This window comes from Bradyrhizobium canariense (genome assembly GCF_019402665.1).
In the GTDB taxonomy this organism is placed as follows: domain Bacteria; phylum Pseudomonadota; class Alphaproteobacteria; order Rhizobiales; family Xanthobacteraceae; genus Bradyrhizobium; species Bradyrhizobium canariense.
This window is the reverse complement of the sequence record NZ_VSST01000089.1, coordinates 104,837-126,060: the sequence shown is the minus strand read 5'-3', so window position 1 is coordinate 126,060 and position 21,224 is coordinate 104,837. Positions and strand designations below refer to the sequence as shown.

Here is a 21,224-nt window from a genome sequence, read left to right as displayed (position 1 = left end):
CTCGCCGGCGGTGTCCACCGCCTCGATGGCCAGCTCATGGTCGTCCTCGACGTCGACCGCGTCCTCGAGCTCGCGCCCGAGATGATGGCGGCCTGATACGCCGGCACATCCGCCGACGTACCTGCAATTGGAAGTGCCCCCGCAAAAGCGGGGAGAAGCAGAGGTTCACATGCGAACTTGTCTCGTCGTTGATGATTCCAGCGTCATCCGCAAGGTTGCGCGCCGGATCCTGGAGGGCCTCGACTTCCAGATCCTCGAAGCCGAGGACGGTGAGAAGGCGCTGGAGGCCTGCAAGCGCGGCCTGCCCGACGCTGTGCTGCTGGACTGGAACATGCCGGTGATGGACGGCTACGAGTTCCTCGGCCATCTCCGCCGCATGCCCGGCGGCGACCAGCCCAAGGTGGTGTTCTGCACCACCGAGAACGACGTCGCGCATATCGCGCGCGCGCTGCACGCCGGCGCCAACGAGTACATCATGAAGCCCTTCGACAAGGACATCGTGACGGCGAAATTCCAGGAAGTCGGCCTTATCTGAGCGACCGCCCCGGAGGCTGAACGGCTCCTTCGGCGTTTGTCTTCAACTGACCGTTTCAGTCTGAGTTGGTGAGTAATGAGTGTTGCGTTCGCAGGTAATTCGACCCCGGGCTCGTCGCGGGAAGCCGGGCCTTTGCGGGTGATGATCGTCGACGACTCCGTCGTCATTCGCGGTCTGATCTCGCGCTGGATCGGTGCCGAGCATGACATGGAGGTCGCGGCCTCGCTGCGCACCGGGCTCGAGGCGGTCAACCAGATCGAACGCATCAACCCCGACGTTGCCGTGCTCGATATCGAAATGCCCGAGCTCGACGGCATCTCGGCGCTGCCGCAACTCCTGGCGAAGAAGCGCGATCTCGTCATCATCATGGCTTCGACGCTGACCCGCCGTAACGCGGAGATCAGCTTCAAGGCGCTGTCGCTCGGCGCCGCCGACTACATTCCGAAGCCGGAATCGACGCGCGAGGCGTCGGCTGCGGACATCTTCCACCACGACCTGATCCAGAAAATCCGCCACCTCGGCGCACGGCTTCGCCGCAAGCCCGCGGTTGCGAGCCCGCCGCTGGCGCCTGCGAGCCCGGCCCCGGCCGCACGTGGACCGGTTGTCGCGCGGCCTGCCGCGCCGGCTCCGGCCGTGCATGCGCCGTCGTCGTCCTCGGTGCTGTCCACGCGTCCGTTCTCGACCCAGGCACCGAAGGTGCTGCTGATCGGCTCATCGACCGGCGGTCCTCAGGCGCTGATGGCGCTCGTCGCCGAGCTTGGCGCCGTGATCGACCGCGTCCCGGTGCTGATCACCCAGCACATGCCGCCGACCTTCACCACCATTCTCGCCGAGCATCTGGCACGCACGAGCCGCAAGCCGGCAGCCGAAGCCGTCGATGGCGAGCCGGTGAAGCCGGGCCGCATCTATCTTGCGCCGGGCGGCAAGCACATGCGCGTCGTGCGCAGCGGCGCCGACGTGGCGATCGCGCTCGACGACGGTCCCGCCGTCAATTTCTGCAAGCCCGCGGTCGATCCGCTGTTCACCTCCGCCATCGACATCTGGCATGGCGCCATCCTCTCCGTGATCCTGACGGGCATGGGCTCGGACGGCATGCGCGGCGGCAAGGACATCGTCGCCGCCGGCGGCAGCGTGATCGCGCAGGACGAAGCCTCCAGCGTGGTCTGGGGCATGCCGGGCGCAGCCGCCAATGCCGGCATCTGCGCGGCGATCCTGCCGCTCAACCAGATCGGCGCCAGGGTCAATCGCCTCTTTGCGGGAGACCGTTCGTGACGCCTGTTGACTACGACTATCTACGCAAATTCCTGAAAGAGCGCTCCGGCCTCGATCTCTCCCCGGACAAGCAGTATCTGGTCGAGAGCCGGTTGCTGCCGCTGGCTCGCAAGGCGAGCCTTAGCGGGATTCCCGATCTCGTGCTGAAGATCAGGAACGGCGACGGGCGGCTTGCGAGCGACGTGGTCGAAGCGATGACCACCAACGAGACCTTCTTCTACCGCGACAAGATCCCGTTCGATCATTTGCGCGAAACGATCCTGCCGGGGCTGCATCGGGCGCGCGCGGCGCGCAAGTCGCTGCGCATCTGGTCGGCGGCGTCGTCGACGGGACAGGAGCCTTATTCGATCGCGATGTGCGTGAAGGAGATGGGCGCTGCCTTCGCCGGATGGCGCATCGAGATCGTCGCCACCGATCTGTCGCAGGAGGTGCTGGAGAAATCCAAGGCCGGCGTCTACAGCCAGTTCGAGGTGCAGCGCGGCCTGCCGATCCAGCACCTGATGAAATACTTCACGCAAGCGGGCGAGGTCTGGCAGCTCAATGCCGACATCCGCGCGATGGTGCAGTTCCGCCAGCTCAATCTGTTGCAGGACTTCTCCCATCTCGGCACGTTCGACGTGATCTTCTGCCGCAACGTGCTGATCTATTTCGACCAGGACACCAAGGCCGTGATCTTCGAGCGCATGGCGAAGGTTTTGGAAGCCGACGGTACGCTGCTGCTCGGCGCCGCCGAATCCGTCGTCGGCATCACCGACGCGTTCCGCCCGATCGCCGAACGTCGTGGTCTCTATCAGCTCAACCCAACGCGCTCCGGCCGCCCGATGGGCGGATTGATGCCGCCGTCGTTGAAGGTGGCAGCGGCGCGGTGAGATGCGTTCTTCCCTTTTCCCACAAGAAGGGAAGACGAGCGCACCTCACAAGATCGCATGCGGCAGAAACCGCGAGCCGTTGCCGGTGATCGGGCTCTCGTCCTCGCGGATCGACAGGCCGCAGGGTTCGTGATCCACCAGCCAGCTTCCCACCACCGGATAGAAGTCGGAAAAGTTCGGCAAGGGCGCGAGGGCCTGCCGCACGAATCCTTCGGCGCCGTAGGGTCCTGCCTGCTCGTCGAGCGGCATTCCGCCCGACACCAGCGTGACATTGGCGCCTTCGCGCGACAGCAGCGGCTTGCGCACATAGGAGCTGCCGAGCTCGGCGGCCCGCGGATCGTCCTCGAAGAACGCCGGCAGCAGATTGGGATGGTTCGGAAACATCTCCCAGAGCAGCGGCAGGATGCCCTTGTTGGAGAGCACCGCCTTCCACGGCGGTTCGATCCAGCGTGTCGCTGCGTCCTTGAGCTTTGCGCCGAAGCTGTCGTGGAACATCCATTCCCAGGGATAGAGCTTGAAGGCGAGCGCGATGTCGCGGTCGTCGAGATCGACGAAGCCGCCGGCATCATCGCGCCAGCCGATCGCCTCGATGTCGAGTAGCGTGGTCGCCAGTCCAGCCTGGCGCGCCGTGTCTTCGAGATAGGCGAGCGTGCCGGCATCCTCCTCGTTGCCTGTGGTGCCGGTGAAATGGACATGGCGCCCTGCGGCAATCCGCTTCCACGCTTCAATCAGGCGTTCGTGGATAGAGTTGAACTGGTCGGCGCGCGACGGGATGATGCGGCGTTCGATCGCCTGTTCGAGCCAGGTCCATTGAAACACCGCGGCTTCGAAAATCGAGGTCGGCGTGTCCGCGTTGTATTCGAGCAGCTTTGCCGGTCCCTTGCCGTCGAATTTCAGATCGAGCCGGCCATAGAGGCTGCGGTCGTCTCGTGCCCAGCTCTCGGCGATCAAGCTCCAGAAAGCGTCCGGTATTTTCAGGCGCTGCAGATGGCGCTCTTCGCCGATCACGCGGCCGGCAAGCTCCAGGCACATCGCGTCAAGCTCGCCGGTCGGCGTCTCGATGCCGCGCTCGATCTCGTCGAGCGTGAAGGCGTAGTAGGCGCGCTCGTCCCAATAGCGCTCGCCTTCGATGGTGTGGAAGGCGAAGCCGCATTGTTCGGCCGTCTGCCGCCAGTCGTCGCGCTCGGGGCAGACGATGCGTCGCATGGGTCAGCCGCCGCCGGAGAAGCCATGGCCAAACGAGCCGAAGCCGCCGCGGCTCACGCCGCCGGAGCCTGAATCGGACGACGTTCCGGACGAGGAATGGCTCGAGGAGTCGCTGCTGAAGAAACTCGATCGCGACGACCAGCGCGAGCTGCCACCGCCGCCCGACGAGCTGCTTCTGCTGCTGCAGGCGGTGCTCGCCTGCACCGGCGCGGCCCCGGGGACCGTCGCCCCGGGGACTATCGCCCCGGTAGCAGAGGGCTCGCAATTCTGCCGCGGCATCAGCGTGTAGGCGGTGGTGCCGACCGCGATCGTTCCCATCACCAGCAGCGCGACACGGCCGGAGCGCTTCACCGGCTGTCGTGCAGGCGGCGGTCCTGCCGCCGGCCGGCGCTTGCCGAACTCCTTTTTGGAGGGCTTGTCGGCCATGTCAGTAGATCATGCAGGCGGCGTTGAGCAGCCCCGCGGCAAGCGAGGACAGGCCGAGCCAGATCGCAGGCGCAAGCTCGCCGGCCGCGATCCGAGCCGGCAGATTCGGCACGGGCACCCTCACCAGAAAGAGCACGATGATCTGCACGATCAGCGCGACGAGCGCCCAGATCAGGCAATCCAGCACATTGGCCGAATGCGCGATCGCGCTGACCAGCGGCGCCACGAAGCCGAGCAGGCTGAGGCCGAGTGCGATCGCCGCGGCCGGCTCGTTGTCGCGGATGAGCTGGAATTCGTTGTAGGGCGTGATGCGGGTGTAGACGAACAGGTACGTCACGATCGCGATGAGCCCGGTGCAGAAATAGACCAGGAAGGCGGGCAGGCCGGCGAGTGATTGCAGGATCATCGTTCCCCCATCGTGCAGCGACCATTCGTCGGCGGGGGAAGGATAGCGGTTCAATGGCGCAAGGACGATAAGGCTCCGGTCGCATCCCCCAAAAAACAAAACCCCGCCATTTGCGGCGGGGTCCAGGCTGGGAGGAGCAAGCCCTGGGGCTTGCGCAGTAAACCGATCAGGCGGGAATGCGCTCTTCGACCTCGTGCGGCTCGCGCAGCACGTAGCCGCGGCCCCACACGGTCTCGATGAAGTTGCGGCCTTCGGAGGCATTCGCGAGCTTCTTGCGGAGCTTGCAGATGAAGACGTCGATGATCTTCAGCTCGGGCTCGTCCATGCCGCCATAGAGGTGGTTGAGGAACATTTCTTTGGTGAGGGTCGTGCCCTTGCGGAGCGAGAGCAGCTCCAGCATCTGGTATTCCTTGCCGGTCAGATGCACGCGCTGGCCGCCGACTTCCACCGTCTTGGTGTCGAGGTTGACGACGAGATCGCCGGTCTGGATCACCGACTGGGCATGGCCCTTGGAGCGGCGCACGATCGCGTGGATGCGGGCAACCAGCTCGTCCTTGTGGAAGGGCTTGGTCATGTAGTCGTCGGCGCCGACGCCGAGACCCTTGACCTTGTCCTCGATACCGGCGAGGCCGGAGAGGATCAGAATTGGTGTCTTGATCTTGGAGACCCGGAGCTGCTTGAGCACGTCGTAGCCGGACATGTCGGGCAGGTTGAGGTCGAGAAGGATAATGTCGTAATCGTATAATTTACCGAGATCGACGCCTTCTTCCCCCAAATCGGTCGTGTAGACGTTGAAGCTCTCAGACTTCAACATCAGCTCGATCGACTGCGCGACGGCGCTGTCATCTTCAATCAGCAAAACGCGCATGCCAGTTCCCCATAGTCGCCGCTCCTGGGCGTCAGGTCGGCCGCATTCGCGGCACACAACAAAACGCCTTTGAACAACTGATTCGGATCCTGACAACAGATGGTTAACAAATTCTGATTCTGGAACGCAAGCCCTGTAGATGCAATTTTCGTCGAATCGCCCTAAGGTCTTGTGTGCGAAGCAGCTTTCGTTATCCGGTTGCGTTCAAGTTCCACTTTAAGAGACGGGCCTAACCGACTCCCGCGACTCAGCCTTCTTCTGAAGGGGAGCCACGCTCAGTCACAAAGACAGTGACGCAATGATTAACGATGCGGGTAAACACGAAGTTAAGCGCCGTTCAGAAATATGGCGAAACTTAAGGTTCTCGCCACGAAACCCCGGGTTATGAAGGCGATCACCTCATGAAGGCCCTCTTGTGAAGGCTCTTGCCGAACAGATCGGCGACATTGACGGCATCAATATTTATGGCCGTGTGGTCGGCGTGCGCGGCCTGATGGTCGAGGTGGCCGGCCCGATCCATGCGATGTCGGTCGGCGCGCGGCTCGTGATCGAGACCGGCGGCAACCGTTCCATCCCCTGCGAGGTGATCGGCTTCTCCGGCAACAACGCCGTCGTGATGCCGTTCGCCGGTCTCGACGGCGTGCGGCGCGGCTGCAAGGCCGTCATCGCCAATGCCGCAAATCAGGTGCGGCCTTGCGCGGCCTGGCTCGGCCGCGTCGTCAATGCGCTGGGTGAGCCGATCGACGGCAAGGGGCCGCTCCCCCAGGGGCCGGCGCCGATGCCGTACCGCAATTCGCCGCCGCCGGCGCACTCGCGCAAGCGCGTCGGCGCGCCGCTCGATCTCGGCGTGCGCGCGATGAACACGTTCCTGACCTGCTGCCGCGGCCAGCGCATGGGCATTTTCGCAGGCTCCGGCGTCGGCAAGTCGGTGCTGCTGTCGATGCTGGCGCGCAACGTCGATGCCGCGGTCAGCGTCATCGGGCTGATCGGCGAACGCGGCCGCGAGGTGCAGGAATTCCTGCAGGACGACCTCGGCGAGGAGGGCCTGGCGCGTTCCGTCGTCGTGGTCGCGACCTCCGACGAGCCGGCGCTGATGCGCCGCCAAGCCGCGTATCTGACGCTTGCGATCGCCGAATATTTTCGCGACGAGGAGCAGGACGTCCTTTGCCTGATGGATTCGGTGACGCGCTTTGCCATGGCCCAGCGCGAGATCGGTCTGTCCGCGGGCGAGCCGCCGACCGCCAAGGGCTACACGCCGACCGTGTTCACCGAACTGCCGAAGCTTCTGGAGCGCGCCGGTCCGGGCCTGGGCGAGGGCGCCATCACCGCGATCTTCACGGTGCTCGTCGATGGCGACGACCATAACGAGCCGATTGCGGATGCCGTCCGCGGCATCCTCGACGGCCACATCGTGATGCAGCGCTCGATCGCCGAGCGCGGCCGCTACCCCGCCATCAACATCCTCAAATCCGTCTCCCGCACCATGCCGAAATCGGCCGACCCGGAGTTCTGGCCGACCATCCACAAGGCGCGGGCGGTGATGGCGACCTATGCCGACATGGAGGAATTGATCCGTCTGGGCGCCTACCGCGCTGGCTCCAGCCCGGAGGTCGACGAGGCGATCCGCCTGCACGAGCCGCTGGAGGCCTTCCTGCGCCAGCGCAAGGACGAAAATGCATCGCTGGCGGACGGCTACCGCCAGTTGGCGCAAATCCTCGGTGATTTGGAAACGGAACGCTAACTTTGTCCGGTCATCATCCCATCCCACAGAGTAGCAGAGCCGGTCTTGGCCCCCGTCGGGCCTGTGGGGAGACCGGTGTTGTCCCACGTGCAGCCAAGGGACTTCTGGGGAGTACGAGTCGATGAAGTCACGTGATACCCTCATCCGCCTGAAGAAATTTCAGGTCGACGAGAAGCGCCGCCGGGTCAGCCAGATCGAGACCATGATCGCCGACTTCCAGCGGATGTCGACCGATCTTGAACGCGAGATCTCGACCGAGCAGGAGCGCGCCGGGATCAACGATCCCTCGCACTTCGCCTATCCGACCTATGCCAAGGCTGCCATCCAGCGTCGCGAGAACCTGACCCGCTCGGCCGACGAGCTGAAGGGCCAGCTCGACGAGGCCAAGGCAGCGCTGGCCGAAGCCTTCGAGGAGCTGAAGAAGGTCGAGCTCCTCGACGAGCGCGATCAGGCCCGCGAACGCGCCGAGGAAAACGCCCGCGAGCAGGCCGATCTCGACAGCATCGGCCTGATGCGTGCCCGCATGGGCGCCGTCGCCTGAGGCGCTAGCCGCCAGACCTGCGAGAATTTGCAGAACCCGGACCCCAAAGGTCCGGGTTTTTGCATGTGCTGTCCACAGTGTGCCGCCGCGCCCCCTTGGTGGTCGGCTTTGTCGCGCGCTATGGTGGCGGCGTGCCAGGACCTGCGCGGAATGCGACGGGCCGCGCATTGGGGGGCTGAATGCTGACGCCAGCAGAGCTGGTCGGGCTGATTGGGGCAGTGGCGCAGGGCGATCAGGCCGCGTTCGAGCGCCTCTACGTCGCCACGCGCGCGAAACTCTATGGCGTCGTGCTCCGTATCTTGCGCCGACAGGATCTCGCAGAGGAGGTCATTCAGGAGACCTACGTCAAGATCTGGAACAGCGCCGGCCAGTTCAATCCCGCTCTCGCGTCGCCGATCACATGGATGGCGTCGATCGCGCGCAACCGCGCCATCGACGTCGTGCGTAAGAAGACGGAAGTCTCCATCGAGGAAGAGCCGCAGGCGATGGAAGTCGCAAGCGATAGCCCCGATCCGTTGGCGCGGCGCGAGATGACCGAGGAATTGAGGCGGCTGCTGGAATGTATCGGCCGGCTCGAGCCGGACCGTCAGAGGCTCGTGCTTCTCGCCTATTACAACGGCTGGAGCCGCGAGCAATTGGCGGAGAAATTCGCGGCGCCCGTCAACACGGTGAAGACGTGGCTTCGGCGCAGCATGATGGATATTCGCGAATGTCTCGGGCTATGAGGGCTTGGACGGTGAGGGCGAGTCTGGATCGCAAGTGATGGCCTACACGGAGGACCATATCGCGCTCGCCGCGGAATATGCGCTCGGCACGCTCGACGCCGGCGAGCGCGCGCAGGTCGAGACCATGATGGCGGTGGACAAGGCGTTCGCCGATGTCGTGCAGGCGTGGGCATTCCGGCTCGGCGTCCTCAACCAGATGGTCGGCTCGATCGAGCCGCGTCCGATCGTGTGGGAGAACATCAGGTCCGAGCTCGCGCGGACGGGCTTTGCGCAGGATCCGCCAGCGCTGCCGGACGCAGCGCCGCCACCTGTGCCGGAGTTTTCCTCGCCCGACACCGTGCCTCCGCCGGTGCCGTCGGAGAATATGCAGCAACCGGCGCCGCAGCCTCCCGAAGCGGAGCAGCCCGAAACGACGCCACCGGCGCCCGATGCGCTTCCCGATGTCGTGCCGATCTTCATGCCGCAGGTCCACGCGCCAGACCCGGAGGTCGCGCGTACGCCACCGCCGCCGGTTGCCGACAACAGTAACGTGATCCGGCTCGAGGGGCGCGTGAAGCGCTGGCGCACCATCGCATCCGCCGTCGGTGCGCTCGCGGCCGCGCTGCTCGTGACGCTGTCGCTTCAGATATTCCAGCCCGAGGCGCTCCCGGGCGGCTTGCGACCGGCGCCACGCATCCAGACGGTCGAGGTGAAGACACCGGCGCCGCTCCCGGTGTCGTCGCAATATGTCGCGCTGTTGCAGGGCCAGGGCGGAGGTCCTGCCTTCATCCTCACCATCGACGGTGCGACCAAGAACTTCACCGTGCGCAAAGTGGGCGCGACACCGGAGCCCGGCAAGAGTTTCGAGCTCTGGCTGATCTCCGACAAGCTGCCGCGCCCGCGCTCGCTCGGCGTGATCGGCGCCGGCGATTTCACCGCACGACCGGTGCTCGGTTCGTACGATGCCGACGTCGTCAACAGCGCGACCTACGCGGTCACCGTCGAGCAGGCGGGCGGCTCGCCCAATGGCCAGCCGACCTCGGCGCCCATATTTTCCGGCAAGCTGATCGAGACCGTGCCGCCGTCACAGCCGCAGGCGCCCGCGAAGAAGTAGGTTTCTATTGTCGTCCTGGCGAAAGCCAGGACCCATTACCCCAAGAGCTTGTTGCAAGAGTGAGCCGTGGCCACACGGGTGAGCAACCACTCAATCCCGGGGTAATGGGTCCTGGATCGGCGCTCGCTCTGCTCGCTTGTCCAGGACGACACCGGGGGCATTGGACGCTTCAACATCGTCGTGGCAATGCCTGATCGGTTTCTGTCGCCACCGTCCACCTCTCCGTCGCATCCCGACAATTCCCGCCGAATCCTCCCCCGATTTGAACCTCCATCCGTTTCGTGGCGTCAAATGCCCGGAATTTGCAGTCGGCGCCCCCAAGCATGGCGCCGGAGAGGGGCGAGAAATCAGATGGATGCAGCGAAAACGTCGGGCATCTTCATTCACCAATATGCGGGGCTGCCACACGGCCAGGCCTTCGAACATTGGCGCGAGCGGACTTTCGGGGCCTGCGGCCTGGATATCGGGCCGAGCCGGGGCGACAGCATCGATTGCCGGCTCCAAGTCAGCGTGGTCGACAATATCGCACTCGCCATTCCCGAAGGCGCCTCCGCGCAATATTCACGCACCCAGAGCCACCTTGCCGACGGCAGCGACGATCTCGTCCTGATCGCGGCACACGCGGGTCTCGTCCGCGTTGGGCAGAACGGCCATGCCGTGGAGCTTGCGCCCGCGCAGATGGTGCTCGTCGACATGGGCATCACCGGCACCGTGGGCCACACCGAGGAAGATCGCTTCACCACCATCCGCATGCCGCGCCGCGCACTCCTCGACATCAGTCCACGCGCCGAGGACAAGCTGTCGCAAGTGCTCTCGGACGGCGCGGTCGCCGAGACGATCTTCCGCTACCACTCCCTTGCGGCCCATCACGCGCCGCATCTCGACGCCGTCGGCCAGCGCCTCACCGCGCAGCACATGGTCGATCTCGTCGGGCTCCTGCTCGGGACTGACGCCGAGCATGCAAGTCTTGCGCGCGGGCGAGGTCATGCGGCGGCCCGTCTCGATCTCATGCGCGCCGACGTGATGGCTGCACTTGGCCGCAACGATCTCTGCCTGTCCGAGATTGCCACGCGCTCGGGCCTGAGCCCGCGCCAGGCACAGCGCCTGTTTGAGCAGGCCGGAACGACCTTCACCGAATTCGTGCTGGAGCAGCGCCTGCTGCAGGCGCGCAAGCTGCTCAGCGATCCTCGCGCCAGGACCCGCAAGATCAGCGACATCGCGCATTCGTCGGGCTTCTCCGATCTGTCCTATTTCAACCGCGCCTTCCGCAAGCGCTTTGCCGCGACGCCATCGGAACTGCGCGAGGCCTGAGCCGCGCCGAAGGCGTAGCCCGGGTGAGCGAAGCGACACCCGGGGCCGCTCACGGAGACACCCCGGATATCGCTGCGCTCATCCGGGCTACAAGATATCGCGTTGCCCGTCGGGCAAAACACCCAAGCTGCCGGTCAACCCGCGTGGCTCAAAATATTCCACTTCACCGAATTTCGGAATTGCGTATATTTCGCCTCACTCCGGCCCAAGGAAGAGGGGCGTATCGCGATCGTCACGAACGCGGGCCGGACGGCGGTGGACGTTAGTCACATCGGCGCGAAGGGCTTCGCAAGGGCGGGCAACCGTGAGTGAAGCCGTCGCGCACACGACCGGTGTGATCGGCGTACGGCAAAATCGTGTGGTCCTGGCGCCCGGGGTCTGTGCGCCAAGCGTTGCGGTGATGTGGTGGCTCAACCGGGCACACGCGTCAGCCATCCGCAAGGCGACGGGGGCAATAGTGCATCGCTCCCCGGGGAGAGCACGACATAAGCCGTAAAACCACTGCGCAGGGAAGGCCGGATGTTCAGGCTTCACCTGTATGCCGCTGTGCAATGTTCTTACGACAATCTCGCACAGTGGACCGCGGGTGCCAGCCGGCACCCGGTCTTCCCTGCGCCCTCTTTCATTCGGGGGTGAGGCGACGAAGCAAAGCTCGGGCGAACAAGCCGCGAGATGGCGAAGGTGTGTCTGCGAGTGAGATGCGAATTTAAAGAGCGACGCTGCCACCCACAGATTCCGTCATTGCGAGCGCAGCGAAGCAATCCAGCCTGTCTCTGCGGAGGGATTCTGGATTGTTTCGTCGCAAGAGCTCCTCGCAATGACGGAGCTGGACGCGCGTGCGCTCACGATGACGACATACCCCAGACATGAGAAAGCGCCCGTGGGGGGCGGGCGCTTTCTGTAGTCGACTTGGGGTTGGGGTCGTCTACATATCCACGTGGCGACTTTGGGGGGCTGATAAAGAGCCGCGTGAATTCCTGAAACTCAAATCTCCTTAGCGAACGAGGGAAACGTTCGAGCTGGTGATGGCGATCGGCTTGCCCGCCTTCATGACGCGAGCGGTCTGGGTCAGGCCTTCGTCTGAACTCGTACGCGCGGTGATCCCGAGGCCCGCCACCGCGATGCCGGCAACGAGCGCGACAACCACGATCTTGAGGTGGGTCGAGCGATCTGCGCTGTAAATCGAGTGGTTCATGGAAGGCTCCTGCCGCCATCTACCCGAAGTAGTCGCCTGCGTGTTTGGGCAGGTTCATGCTTCCGGTGCCCAACAACCTAGTATTGGGGGGATTCGTTCCCAAGAGGCGATCACAAGAGCGTGACAGGACGTGAGAAGCCGCGATCAAAAACGATCCTTGATCGTGCAATTTGGCAATTATTTCAAAGCTGTAATGTGTCTGCCGGGCGCCTTGCCGGCCATTGATCGGCAAGGCGCCAGAAACTGAAAAACCATTTGCCTGTGGCCGAAAAACACACGGCTTCTTAAGGCAAATCAGATGCTTCCGACCGTTTTCAATCTCGCCCTGGGGTGGATTTCAGCTTGCGACAGCACGGTCGTCTGCGCCCGGAACCGCTCGACCAGGGAACGCACGAAGGGACGAATTGCCGCAGAGGTGACCAGCACCGGGGCCTCGCCTTCACGCGCGGCGCGCTCGAAGGCCTCGCGCACGCCGGTCATGAACTCCGACAGCTTCGAGGGCTGCATCGCGAGGCTGCGCTCCTCGCCCTGGCCGATAATGGATTCGGCAAAGGCTTGTTCCCACCGCGCCGAGAGCGCGATCAGCGGCAGATAACCGCTGTAGGAGGTGTTCTGCGCACAGATCTGCCGCGCCAGGCGGGCGCGGACGTGCTCCACCATGGTGGCCGGATTGCGCGAGAAGGCGAGCGAGTCCGCGATGCCTTCTAGAATGGTCGAGAGGTCGCGGATCGAGATGCGCTCGGCGAGCAGCAGCTGCAGCACGCGCTGGATGCCGGAGACGGTGACCTGTCCGGGCACGATGTCCTTGACCAGCTCCCCCTGCTCCTTCGGCAGCTCCTTGAGCAGCTTCTGCACCTCGCCATAGGAGAGCAGATCCGACATGTTGGCCTTGAGCAGCTCGGTGAGGTGGGTCGAGAGCACGGTCGCGGCATCGACGACGGTGTAGCCCTTGAGCGAGGCTTCCTCCTTGAGGCTGGCATCAACCCAGGTCGCGGGCAGGCCGAAGGTCGGCTCGGTGGTGTGGATGCCGGGCACCTGCACCTGGCTGCCGCCGGGGTCCATGACCATGAACTGGTTCGGCCAGATCTTGCCGGTGCCGGCGTCGACCTCCTTGATCTTGATGATGTAGGTGTTGGCTTCGAGCTGGACGTTGTCGAGGATGCGCACGGCCGGCATCACAAAACCCATCTCGATCGCGAGCGAGCGGCGCAGCGCCTTGATCTGCTCGGTGAGGCGGTCGGTGCCGTCGGGGCCGTTGACCAGCGGCAGCAGGGCATAGCCGAGCTCGATCTTGAGGTCGTCGATCTTCAGCGCCGCGGAGATCGGCTCCTCCGCCGCAGCGGAGCCGGCTGCGCCCGGCGTTCCCGGCGCAGGTGCGGTCTTTGCAACTTCGGCAGCCCTGGCAGTCGCCCGATTGCGGTTGCGGGCGTGCCAGGCGAGCGCGCCGGCACCGGAACCGAGCGCCAGGAAGGGGATGGTCGGGATGCCCGGCAGGGCCGCCAGCACCAGCATGACCGCCGCGGACATCGCGAGCGCCTGCGGATATCCGGAGAACTGCTTCATCAGCGCCTTGTCGGCGGCGCCGGACACGCCGGCCTTGGAGACCAGCAGGCCGGCCGCGGTCGAAACGATCAGCGCCGGCACCTGGGTGACGAGGCCGTCACCGACGGTCAGCAGCGTGTAGCTGCGGCCGGCGTCGGCGAAGGACAGGCCCTGCTGCGCCACGCCGATGATCATGCCGCCGACGACGTTGATGAAGACGATCAGAAGGCCGGCAATGGCGTCGCCGCGGACGAATTTGGAGGCACCGTCCATGGCGCCGAAGAAGCCGCTCTCGTCCTCCAGATCCTTGCGCCGCTGCTTGGCGACCGCCTCGTCGATCAGTCCGGCGGAGAGGTCGGCGTCGATCGCCATCTGCTTGCCGGGCATGGCGTCGAGGTGGAAGCGGGCGGCGACTTCGGCGATGCGGCCCGAACCCTTGGTGATGACGACGAAGTTGACGATGATCAGGATGGCGAAGACGATGATGCCGATGACGAAATTGCCGCCCATCACGAAGCTGCCGAAGGCCTCGATGACGTGACCGGCGGCATCCGTGCCCTCGTGCCCGTGCGACAGGATCAGGCGGGTCGAGGCCATGTTGAGCGACAGCCGCAGCATGGTCGAGATCAGCAGGACGGTCGGGAAAGCGGAGAATTCCAGCGGCGCCTGGATGAACAGCGACGTCATCAGGATCAGGATCGAGAGCGTGATTGAAATCGCCAGGAACAGGTCCAGCACGATCGCGGGCAGCGGAAGGATCAGCACCACCAGGATGGTGAGGACGCCGAGCGCCAGCGCGATATCGCCGCGTTTGAGGATGTTGCCGATCTCGGCAAGGGTGGGGAAACCGGCGTTTGTGCCGCCTACGCCCTGTCCCGCGGTGACGTCGACCATAGTAGCTGCCCCTCCGCGCGACTGCCGTCCGCGCGCCCCAAATGTCTGCGCGGCGGCCGAAGGGCCGCCGTTCCGAAAGTGAGGCACCGCACTGGCGTCCACAGGGCACTCCCCGTTCTACGCGGCTGACGACACTCGACTCCACTGGGCAATTCTTGCCGGGTGTATGGTTAGCAAACGGTTAATAAAGGCTGCGGCATGGGGGCTGACCGGGGTATTTCGGGCTCTAACGCCGTCATTCCGGGGCGCGCGAAGCGGGAGCCCGAAATCCATCGTGCCGCAGGCGTCGTGGAGAAATGGATTCTCAGATGCGCAATTGCGCATCATAGCTCGCGCCAAGAGGCGCGCCCCGGAATGACCCATTGTGGAGGCAGCCTACTTCGCCTTCTCCATCCGGGTCACCATGTACCCCGAAGCCGCCTCCTCGGCTTCGAAAGTCACCTTGTCGCCGACCTTCACCTCTTTGAGCACGGCCGGGTCCTTGACGCGGTAGACCATGGTCATGGGTTCATCCATGCCGAGGTTTTTCGCGGGCCCGTGCTTGAGCGTAATCTTGCCGGCGCCCTCGTCGATCTTCTTGACCTCGCCGCTGATCGCGGCGCCCTGGGCCGCGAAGGCACCTGTGCCAAGGCCGACGGTCAGCGCCAGCGCTGCGGCGATACGAATGATGCGGTTCATGGGACTCTCCTTTATTGCTTCACGGTGACGTGGCCGACCATGCCGTAGTCGCGGTGGTCGGGAATCAGGCAGGAAAATTCGAACGTGCCGGCCTTGCTGAACTTCCAGAGGATCTCGGCTGTCTTGCTCGGCGCGAGCCTGACACCGTTGGGATCGTCGTGCTCCATGTGCGGATGCTTCTTCATCTCCACCGCATGCGCGAGATTCTCTTTGGTGGTGGCGAGCAGGAATTCATGGTCCTCCTTGCCGACATTGCGCAGCACGAAGCGGATCTGCTCGCCACGTTTGACCTCGATGCTGGCGGGCGCGTAGTCCATCTCGTTCAGGAGGATCTCGATGGTGCGCGCGGGCTTTTTGGGGTCGCCGGGCTCGCCGGCCGAAAAGGTGCCGTGCCCGTGCTGGTCGTGGGCAAAGGCCGGCGCGGTGGAAAGCGCGGCCAGCGCCAGACCGAGCTTGATCGTCGTCTTCATTGGTATCTCCAGTTGGTGGTGGTTCATCGAAACGCTCACATCTTCATGTTCTTCATCGGCGGCCCGCCTGGTTGTTGGCGCACGGGCTCCGGGGCCGGCGGCGTGACCTCGTAGGCGACGGTGCCTTGCGGGAATTGGTAGGGGCCGGGATCGCGATAATCGTCGCGCGCGAGGCCTTCGCGGATCTTCATCACCGTGAACATGCCGCCCATCTCGATCGGGCCGAACTGGCCGGTGCCGGTCATCATCGGCAGCGTGTTGTCGGGCGCGGGCATCTCCATGTTGCCCATCGCCATGCCGGTCGAGCCCATCGCCATGCCGTCAGGCGCGAGCTTGCCGACGGCCCTGGCGAGATCCTTGCGCGACACCCCGATCATGTTGCGCATGTCGTGTCCCATCGCATTCATGGTGTGATGCGACTTGTGGCAGTGGAACGCCCAGTCGCCGGGGTTGTCGGCGAGCACGTCGAACACCCTGACAGCGCCGACCGGTACGTCCGTGGTTGTCTCCGGATATTGCGCGCTCTCCGGAATCCAGCCGCCGTCGGTGCAGGTCACTGCAAAGCTGTGGCCGTGCAAATGGATCGGATGGTTGGTCATGCTGAGATTGCCGATGCGCACGCGCACCTTGTCGCCGAGCCTGACCGGCAGCGGATCGATGCCGGGAAACACCCGCGCGTTCCAGGTCCACATGTTGAAGTCGGTCATCTCGTTGACCTGCGGCAGATAGGTGCCGGGATCGACGCGATAGGTGCTCATGACGAAGACGAAGTCGCGGTCCACGGCCCGAAAGTTCGGGTCGCGCGGATGCACGACGACCATGCCCATCATGCCCATCGCCATCTGCACCATCTCGTCGGAATGCGGGTGGTACATGAAGGTCCCGCTCTTCTTCATCTCGAACTCGTAGACGAAGGTTTTTCCCGGCTGGATGTGAGGCTGTGTCAGTCCGCCGACACCGTCCATGCCGCTGGGAATGATCATGCCGTGCCAGTGCACGGTGGTGTATTCGGGCAGTCTGTTGGTCACGAAGATGCGGACCTTGTCGCCCTCGACGGCCTCGATCGTCGGGCCCGGCGACTGGCCGTTATAGCCCCACAAATTCACCTTCATGCCCTCGGCGAATTCGCGCACCACGGGCTCGGCGACGAGATGGAATTCCTTCCAGTCGCCGTTCATCCGGAACGGCAGCGACCAGCCGTTCAGCGTGACGACGGGGCGATAGTCCGGCCCGCTGATGGGGTGCAGTGGCGGCTGCATCACTACCTTGTCCATGTGCGGGGCTTCCGGAATGGAGGCGGCCTGCGCGCGGCCGCTGACGACGGATGCGCCGGCGAGCGCGGCGCTACCCAAAAATCCTCGGCGGGAAAACATGCTGGCCTCCATGTCAGTGACCGCCATCGGCAGGCGCTGCCGCGGCGAGAGTGGTTGAATTGTCGCCGTCAGCAGGCGCGCCGCCGCCATTGACGGCGGTCTGCAAGTCGGACTGGGCAAGGAAAAATCTTTGCTTCGCATCGATTGCACCGCGCAGCGACGCAAGTCGCTGCCGCGCCTCGTTGAGCAGCGCGAAGATATCGACCTGCATGCTGGAGAAGCGCAGCTGCATCTCCTCGGTGATGATCTTTCGCAAGGGGATGATCTCGCGCTGATAGTGGCTGGCGATGTCGTAGCCCGAGCGATAGATCCGGTAAGCATCGCGCGCCTCGGAGCGTACGTTCACGGCGCGCTCGGTCAGCCGATTGAAGGCGAAATTGTAGGTCTCCGCCGCCTGCCGCACCCGCACCTCGCCGCCGTCGAAGATCGGGATCTGGAACTGCACGTCGAAGCCGCGTTCGCGGAACGGCGCGCCTTCCGGATCCCGGGTGCGGCGGGAGATGCCGGCGAGATCGAGCAGCGTCACGAAGCGCGTCGCCTCCGTGAGGTTCAGCGACTTCGCGAGCGCGGTCAGCTCGAGCCGCGCGATCTGAAGGTCGATGCGATGGGCGACCGCGTCGGCTTCAATCGACGGCAAAGCCTGCGGCCGGCGCGGCAGCGGCGGCAGCCGGTTGGGCAGGCGGAAGTCGAGGTCGCCGTCCCAAAGTCCCATCAGGCGCGCCAGCTTTTCGCGCGCGCTCGTCGCCGTCTGTCGCGCGGTGGCAAGGTCGGCGGTGGTTTCGGCGTAAAACACCTGTTCACGAGCCTGATCGAGCTTGTTGATCGAGCCCGTTTCGCCGAGCTTGACCGCGAGCTGTGCGGTCGATTCCGCCGTCGCCTTCGCATCCGTCAGCAACGCCACCATCTCGTTGCCGCCCACGGCGCGCCAATAGACGCGGCGGACATCGGCGGCAAGCCGCAACGTCGCCAGACCCGCGCGCAATTGCGCCTGACGAAAACGGTCGCGGGCGATCTCCGAACGAAACGGCAGCGTGGCGAGCGCGAGGATGTCGCCGACGACCTGACGCTCGATTTCGCTGGCGCCGTTGCCCGAGATCCGCGAGACCGAGAACACGGGATTGGGCGGCAGGCCCTGCTCGACGAGATCGGTCTCGGCCAGCGCCAGCTCGTTATAGGCGGCCTGAAGCCCCTTGTTGTTGAGCAGTGCGATCTGCACCGCGGTCTCGGGGTTGAGTGTTCGCGACAGCAGTTGGCGAACGCGCGCGTCGACCGCGCCGGCTCCCTCGGCCGTCCGCACGAAGGCGACGTCCTTGTTGATGGTCTGGCTCGTCAGCTCGGAGACGGCATTCATGCCGCTGTCGGGCGAGAAGGCGGCACAGCCCGACAAGCCGAGCGAGGCAAGAACGAGCAGGCTTGGCGCGAGACGGTGTGTCATGACGCGCTCCTACCGGTCTTGCTTCGGTTGCGGCGCGACGTTCTCGTTGCGCTCGCGCCATGGTGCCGGCGTCGCAGGCCGCAGGCTGGTGTAGGGCGCAATCGTCGAATGATAGCCGGCGCGCGCGACCTTGGTCGCGGGATCGGCAGGATCAGCGCCCGCGACTTGTGTCGTTGCCGGCACGCAGCCGGACAGCGCCAATGCCGTCGCGGCCAGCAGCGGCCAATGGAATCGAAAGTGTCGTCCCCGCGCCGCGGATGCAGCGGCGGACTTCGCCCCGGTAAGCGTAAGCATGAGTCATCCCTGATCTGTCTGGAGACCACAGGTTCGCGCGCGCGGGTGCGCGCTCGGCCTGACGTCGTCGCGCGTCAGATCAGACGATGGGAGGGCGGTAGTGCAGGGGCGGCGCCGCGCTGTGCAGGCTGGCCACGATCTCGGGCGAGCAGGCGGAAACCGGCTGAAGCGGCTTTACGACGCTGGGCAGGTCGGCCGGCAGCGCGCTCACGCACATCATCGCGCAGCACGGTCCCGGCGTACCCTTGCCGTCGTGATGATGAGGGACGGCGGGCGCGTCCTGCGCGGCGGTCTGGTGATGCGCATGCGGCCCGGCGTGGTCATGCGAGGCGCCGTCATGCGTGTGGCCGGCCTGCATCTGGTGATGCACCGGCACGAGATGGGCGAGGAGCGCGTCGTCGAGGCACGGTGCTGGACCGCTACCCCAGGCGAGGCTTGCGGCCGGCGCGAGCACGCAGAACAGATAGGCAAGGGCAATCACACGCCCCACCCTGATCCGCATCGATCGTGTCAATCGCAGCAACATTCCGCCGACATGCCCTTCGCGCGGCGATGTTGCACGCGCTGATTTGCAAAATAATGACAAAACGCGCGTTCGCCAAGCTCCTTCTTACCGCAGTGCACCGTGCATGCCCAATATCGCGCCACAATGGTTGACCCTGTGGCGATCCGCGGGCCATGGTCCCGCCCGTGCACGCGCCAAATCAATCGGGACAAACACCTGAAACATTCACCCCTGATTCGCGTCAGGCCTGGATGCGCCTGGTCATTGCGCTTCTGATCGGTTCGATCGGCGGCGTCGGCATGTGGGCGATCGTGGTGATGATTCCCGCGGTGCAGGCCGAATTCTCCGCGACGCGCGGCGCGGTGTCGCTGGCTTTCACGCTGATGATGTTCGGCTTCGGGCTTGGCGGCGTCATCGCCGGCAGGATCACCGACCGGTTCGGCATCGTGGCGGCGATGGCGATCAGCATTGCCTTCCTCGGCGTCGCCAATGTGCTGGCGGGTCTATCGACCCAACTCTGGCAGTTCGTGGCGGCGTATTTCCTGATCGGACTCGGCACGTCGGCGACCTTCGCGCCGCTGATGGCGGAGGCCTCCCACTGGTTCGAGCGCTATCGCGGCCTGGCCGTGACCATCGTCGCGAGCGGTAATTATGTCGCCGGCACGATGTGGCCGCCGCTCGTGAGCACGGGCATGCAGACGATCGGCTGGCGCTTCACTCACATCGGCATTGGCCTCGTCTGCGTCAGCCTGATGACCATCCTGGTGCTGGTCCTGCGCGCGCAGATGGGCGACGACAAGGTTCACGATCATGCCAATGCAGCGCCGCCGCGGGTCGACCTCAAGCTCTCGACCAATACGCTGACGGTGCTGCTCTCGATCGCCAGCATCTCCTGCTGCGTCGCCATGGCAATGCCGCAGGTGCATATCGTCGCCTATTGCGGCGATCTCGGATATGGCGTGGCGCGCGGTGCCGAGATGTTGTCGCTGATGATGGCCTGCGGCATCGTCAGTCGGATCGGCTCGGGCTACCTCGCCGACAAGATCGGCGGCATCCCGACGCTTCTGATCGGCGCCCTGGCGCAAGGCTTTGCGCTCGTATTCTACCTGTTCTTCGACAGCCTGACCTCGCTCTATTTGATCTCCGCGATGTTCGGCCTGTTCCAGGGCGGCATCGTGCCGAGCTATGCCATCATCGTGCGCGAGGCGATGCCAGCGAGCGAGGCCGCAACCCGCGTCGGCATCGTGATCTTCGCCTCCGTGTTCGGCATGTCGTTCGGCGGCTGGGTCTCGGGCGTCATCTTCGACGCGACAGGTTCCTATGCAGCGGCGTTCGCCAACGGCGTGGCGTGGAACGCGCTCAATATCGGCATCGTGCTGACGCTGCTGATCCGCTCGCGGATGAATGCAGTCAGGACCGGTCCAGGTTTTGCGACCTAGACTGCCTGTCCCGCCTTCAGCAGCGAACAACCCGTGATCTTGTAGCTGCCGTCTGCCTGCTGCTCGAGCGTGTAGAGCGCTTCCCAGGCCTCGCCATTGGCATCGATGATATGGACGTGCTGGGCAATGCGGCTGCCCTCGCTCTTGCTGTCGCCGAATTCAAAGCTCTTGTGCCGATAGACCGGCGGGTAGCCGTTTTGCACCATGGACATGAAGATGTCGGGCGCGGGGAAGATCTCCCGGATCGCCGGTGCGGCGTAGGAATAGGCCGCGCGCGCGTCGTCGCGGCCGAATGCCTGCTCCTGGGCGCGGATGATATCCTGTGCCGTCGCGACATCGTCGGCACGCGCCGAGATCGGACCGAAGGCGACACTGAGAAAGACCAGCAAGGCGGCGATGCGCATGA

At 64.7% G+C, this 21,224-nt stretch carries 22 protein-coding genes and 1 pseudogene; 10 read left to right on the top strand and 13 right to left on the bottom strand.

Annotated features, from left to right (window positions below):
• The 4 genes and pseudogenes from FXB41_RS41270 to FXB41_RS37545 all read left to right on the top strand — a co-directional run.
• Window positions 1–96: pseudogene (locus FXB41_RS41270) on the top strand (chemotaxis protein CheW); the annotation flags it as partial.
• Window positions 97–169: 73 nt separating this feature from the next.
• Window positions 170–535, top strand: coding sequence for a response regulator (locus FXB41_RS37555; protein ID WP_007600538.1), 366 nt, complete (start codon window positions 170–172; stop codon window positions 533–535).
• A 75-nt stretch (window positions 536–610) separates the two neighbouring features.
• Window positions 611–1,807: a protein-glutamate methylesterase/protein-glutamine glutaminase gene (locus FXB41_RS37550; RefSeq protein WP_219685361.1), complete on the top strand. Its 1,197-nt coding sequence runs from the start codon at window positions 611–613 to the stop codon at window positions 1,805–1,807.
• Window positions 1,804–2,676 carry a CheR family methyltransferase gene (locus FXB41_RS37545; RefSeq protein WP_219685360.1) on the top strand — a complete coding sequence of 291 codons (873 nt, stop codon included), beginning with the start codon at window positions 1,804–1,806 and terminating at the stop codon, window positions 2,674–2,676. The genes FXB41_RS37550 and FXB41_RS37545 overlap by 4 nt, the downstream gene beginning before the upstream one ends.
• Before the next feature lie 45 nt (window positions 2,677–2,721).
• Here the strand turns inward: FXB41_RS37545 and FXB41_RS37540 are convergent, their stop codons facing one another.
• The 4 genes from FXB41_RS37540 to ctrA form a co-directional block, all read right to left on the bottom strand.
• Window positions 2,722–3,882, bottom strand: coding sequence for a glutathionylspermidine synthase family protein (locus FXB41_RS37540; protein WP_219685359.1), 1,161 nt, complete (start codon window positions 3,880–3,882; stop codon window positions 2,722–2,724).
• Window positions 3,883–3,885: 3 nt separating this feature from the next.
• Entirely contained in the window at window positions 3,886–4,308 is a 423-nt protein-coding gene (locus FXB41_RS41265; protein WP_246649495.1) for a hypothetical protein, read from the bottom strand.
• Between the two features lies 1 nt (window position 4,309).
• Window positions 4,310–4,714 (bottom strand): DUF350 domain-containing protein, encoded by a 405-nt coding sequence (locus FXB41_RS37530; protein WP_219685357.1) that lies wholly within the window; start codon window positions 4,712–4,714, stop codon window positions 4,310–4,312.
• Between the two features lie 166 nt (window positions 4,715–4,880).
• Complete coding sequence (gene ctrA / locus FXB41_RS37525; RefSeq protein ID WP_007600544.1) at window positions 4,881–5,582, bottom strand: response regulator transcription factor CtrA; 702 nt, start codon at window positions 5,580–5,582, stop codon at window positions 4,881–4,883.
• A 415-nt stretch (window positions 5,583–5,997) separates the two neighbouring features.
• Between ctrA and fliI the strand changes: the two genes are divergently transcribed.
• The 5 genes from fliI to FXB41_RS37500 all read left to right on the top strand — a co-directional run bounded on the left by fliI (window position 5,998) and on the right by FXB41_RS37500 (window position 10,993).
• On the top strand, window positions 5,998–7,323 hold the full coding sequence (gene fliI, locus FXB41_RS37520; RefSeq protein WP_219685356.1) for a flagellar protein export ATPase FliI: 1,326 nt from the start codon (window positions 5,998–6,000) through the stop codon (window positions 7,321–7,323).
• A gap of 121 nt (window positions 7,324–7,444) precedes the next feature.
• A complete protein-coding gene (gene fliJ / locus FXB41_RS37515) occupies window positions 7,445–7,864 on the top strand; it encodes a flagellar export protein FliJ (RefSeq protein ID WP_007600546.1) in 420 nt (139 codons plus the stop codon).
• A 179-nt stretch (window positions 7,865–8,043) separates the two neighbouring features.
• On the top strand, window positions 8,044–8,589 hold the full coding sequence (locus FXB41_RS37510) for a sigma-70 family RNA polymerase sigma factor (RefSeq protein ID WP_007600547.1): 546 nt from the start codon (window positions 8,044–8,046) through the stop codon (window positions 8,587–8,589).
• A 37-nt stretch (window positions 8,590–8,626) separates the two neighbouring features.
• Entirely contained in the window at window positions 8,627–9,682 is a 1,056-nt protein-coding gene (locus FXB41_RS37505; protein WP_219685355.1) for an anti-sigma factor, read from the top strand.
• Between the two features lie 351 nt (window positions 9,683–10,033).
• The gene (locus FXB41_RS37500; RefSeq protein ID WP_007600550.1) at window positions 10,034–10,993 is read left to right on the top strand and encodes a helix-turn-helix transcriptional regulator; all 960 of its coding nucleotides are present in this window, start codon (window positions 10,034–10,036) and stop codon (window positions 10,991–10,993) included.
• A gap of 994 nt (window positions 10,994–11,987) precedes the next feature.
• On the opposite strand, the gene FXB41_RS37495 is transcribed toward FXB41_RS37500, so the two are convergent.
• From FXB41_RS37495 to FXB41_RS37460, 8 genes are all read right to left on the bottom strand, one after another.
• On the bottom strand, window positions 11,988–12,188 hold the full coding sequence (locus tag FXB41_RS37495; protein WP_007600553.1) for a hypothetical protein: 201 nt from the start codon (window positions 12,186–12,188) through the stop codon (window positions 11,988–11,990).
• A gap of 294 nt (window positions 12,189–12,482) precedes the next feature.
• Complete coding sequence (gene flhA, locus FXB41_RS37490; RefSeq protein ID WP_219685354.1) at window positions 12,483–14,624, bottom strand: flagellar biosynthesis protein FlhA; 2,142 nt, start codon at window positions 14,622–14,624, stop codon at window positions 12,483–12,485.
• Between the two features lie 375 nt (window positions 14,625–14,999).
• A complete protein-coding gene (locus FXB41_RS37485) occupies window positions 15,000–15,302 on the bottom strand; it encodes a copper-binding protein (RefSeq protein WP_219685353.1) in 303 nt (100 codons plus the stop codon).
• A gap of 11 nt (window positions 15,303–15,313) precedes the next feature.
• Window positions 15,314–15,772 carry a cupredoxin domain-containing protein gene (locus tag FXB41_RS37480; protein WP_219685352.1) on the bottom strand — a complete coding sequence of 153 codons (459 nt, stop codon included), beginning with the start codon at window positions 15,770–15,772 and terminating at the stop codon, window positions 15,314–15,316.
• Between the two features lie 35 nt (window positions 15,773–15,807).
• Entirely contained in the window at window positions 15,808–17,145 is a 1,338-nt protein-coding gene (locus FXB41_RS37475; protein WP_219685351.1) for a copper oxidase, read from the bottom strand.
• 13 nt (window positions 17,146–17,158) lie between these two features.
• The gene (locus FXB41_RS37470) at window positions 17,159–18,580 is read right to left on the bottom strand and encodes a TolC family protein (RefSeq protein ID WP_219685350.1); all 1,422 of its coding nucleotides are present in this window, start codon (window positions 18,578–18,580) and stop codon (window positions 17,159–17,161) included.
• A gap of 9 nt (window positions 18,581–18,589) precedes the next feature.
• A complete protein-coding gene (locus FXB41_RS37465; protein WP_219685349.1) occupies window positions 18,590–18,874 on the bottom strand; it encodes a hypothetical protein in 285 nt (94 codons plus the stop codon).
• A gap of 79 nt (window positions 18,875–18,953) precedes the next feature.
• A complete protein-coding gene (locus FXB41_RS37460) occupies window positions 18,954–19,400 on the bottom strand; it encodes a hypothetical protein (protein WP_219685348.1) in 447 nt (148 codons plus the stop codon).
• A 152-nt stretch (window positions 19,401–19,552) separates the two neighbouring features.
• On the opposite strand from FXB41_RS37460, the gene FXB41_RS37455 reads away from it, so the two are divergent.
• Entirely contained in the window at window positions 19,553–20,818 is a 1,266-nt protein-coding gene (locus FXB41_RS37455; RefSeq protein WP_219685347.1) for an MFS transporter, read from the top strand.
• On the opposite strand, the gene FXB41_RS37450 is transcribed toward FXB41_RS37455, so the two are convergent.
• Window positions 20,815–21,222, bottom strand: a complete 408-nt coding sequence (locus FXB41_RS37450; RefSeq protein WP_007600562.1) for a DUF4864 domain-containing protein — start codon at window positions 21,220–21,222, stop codon at window positions 20,815–20,817. The two genes, FXB41_RS37455 and FXB41_RS37450, sit on opposite strands and share 4 nt — an antisense overlap.
• Window positions 21,223–21,224 lie beyond the last annotated feature (2 nt).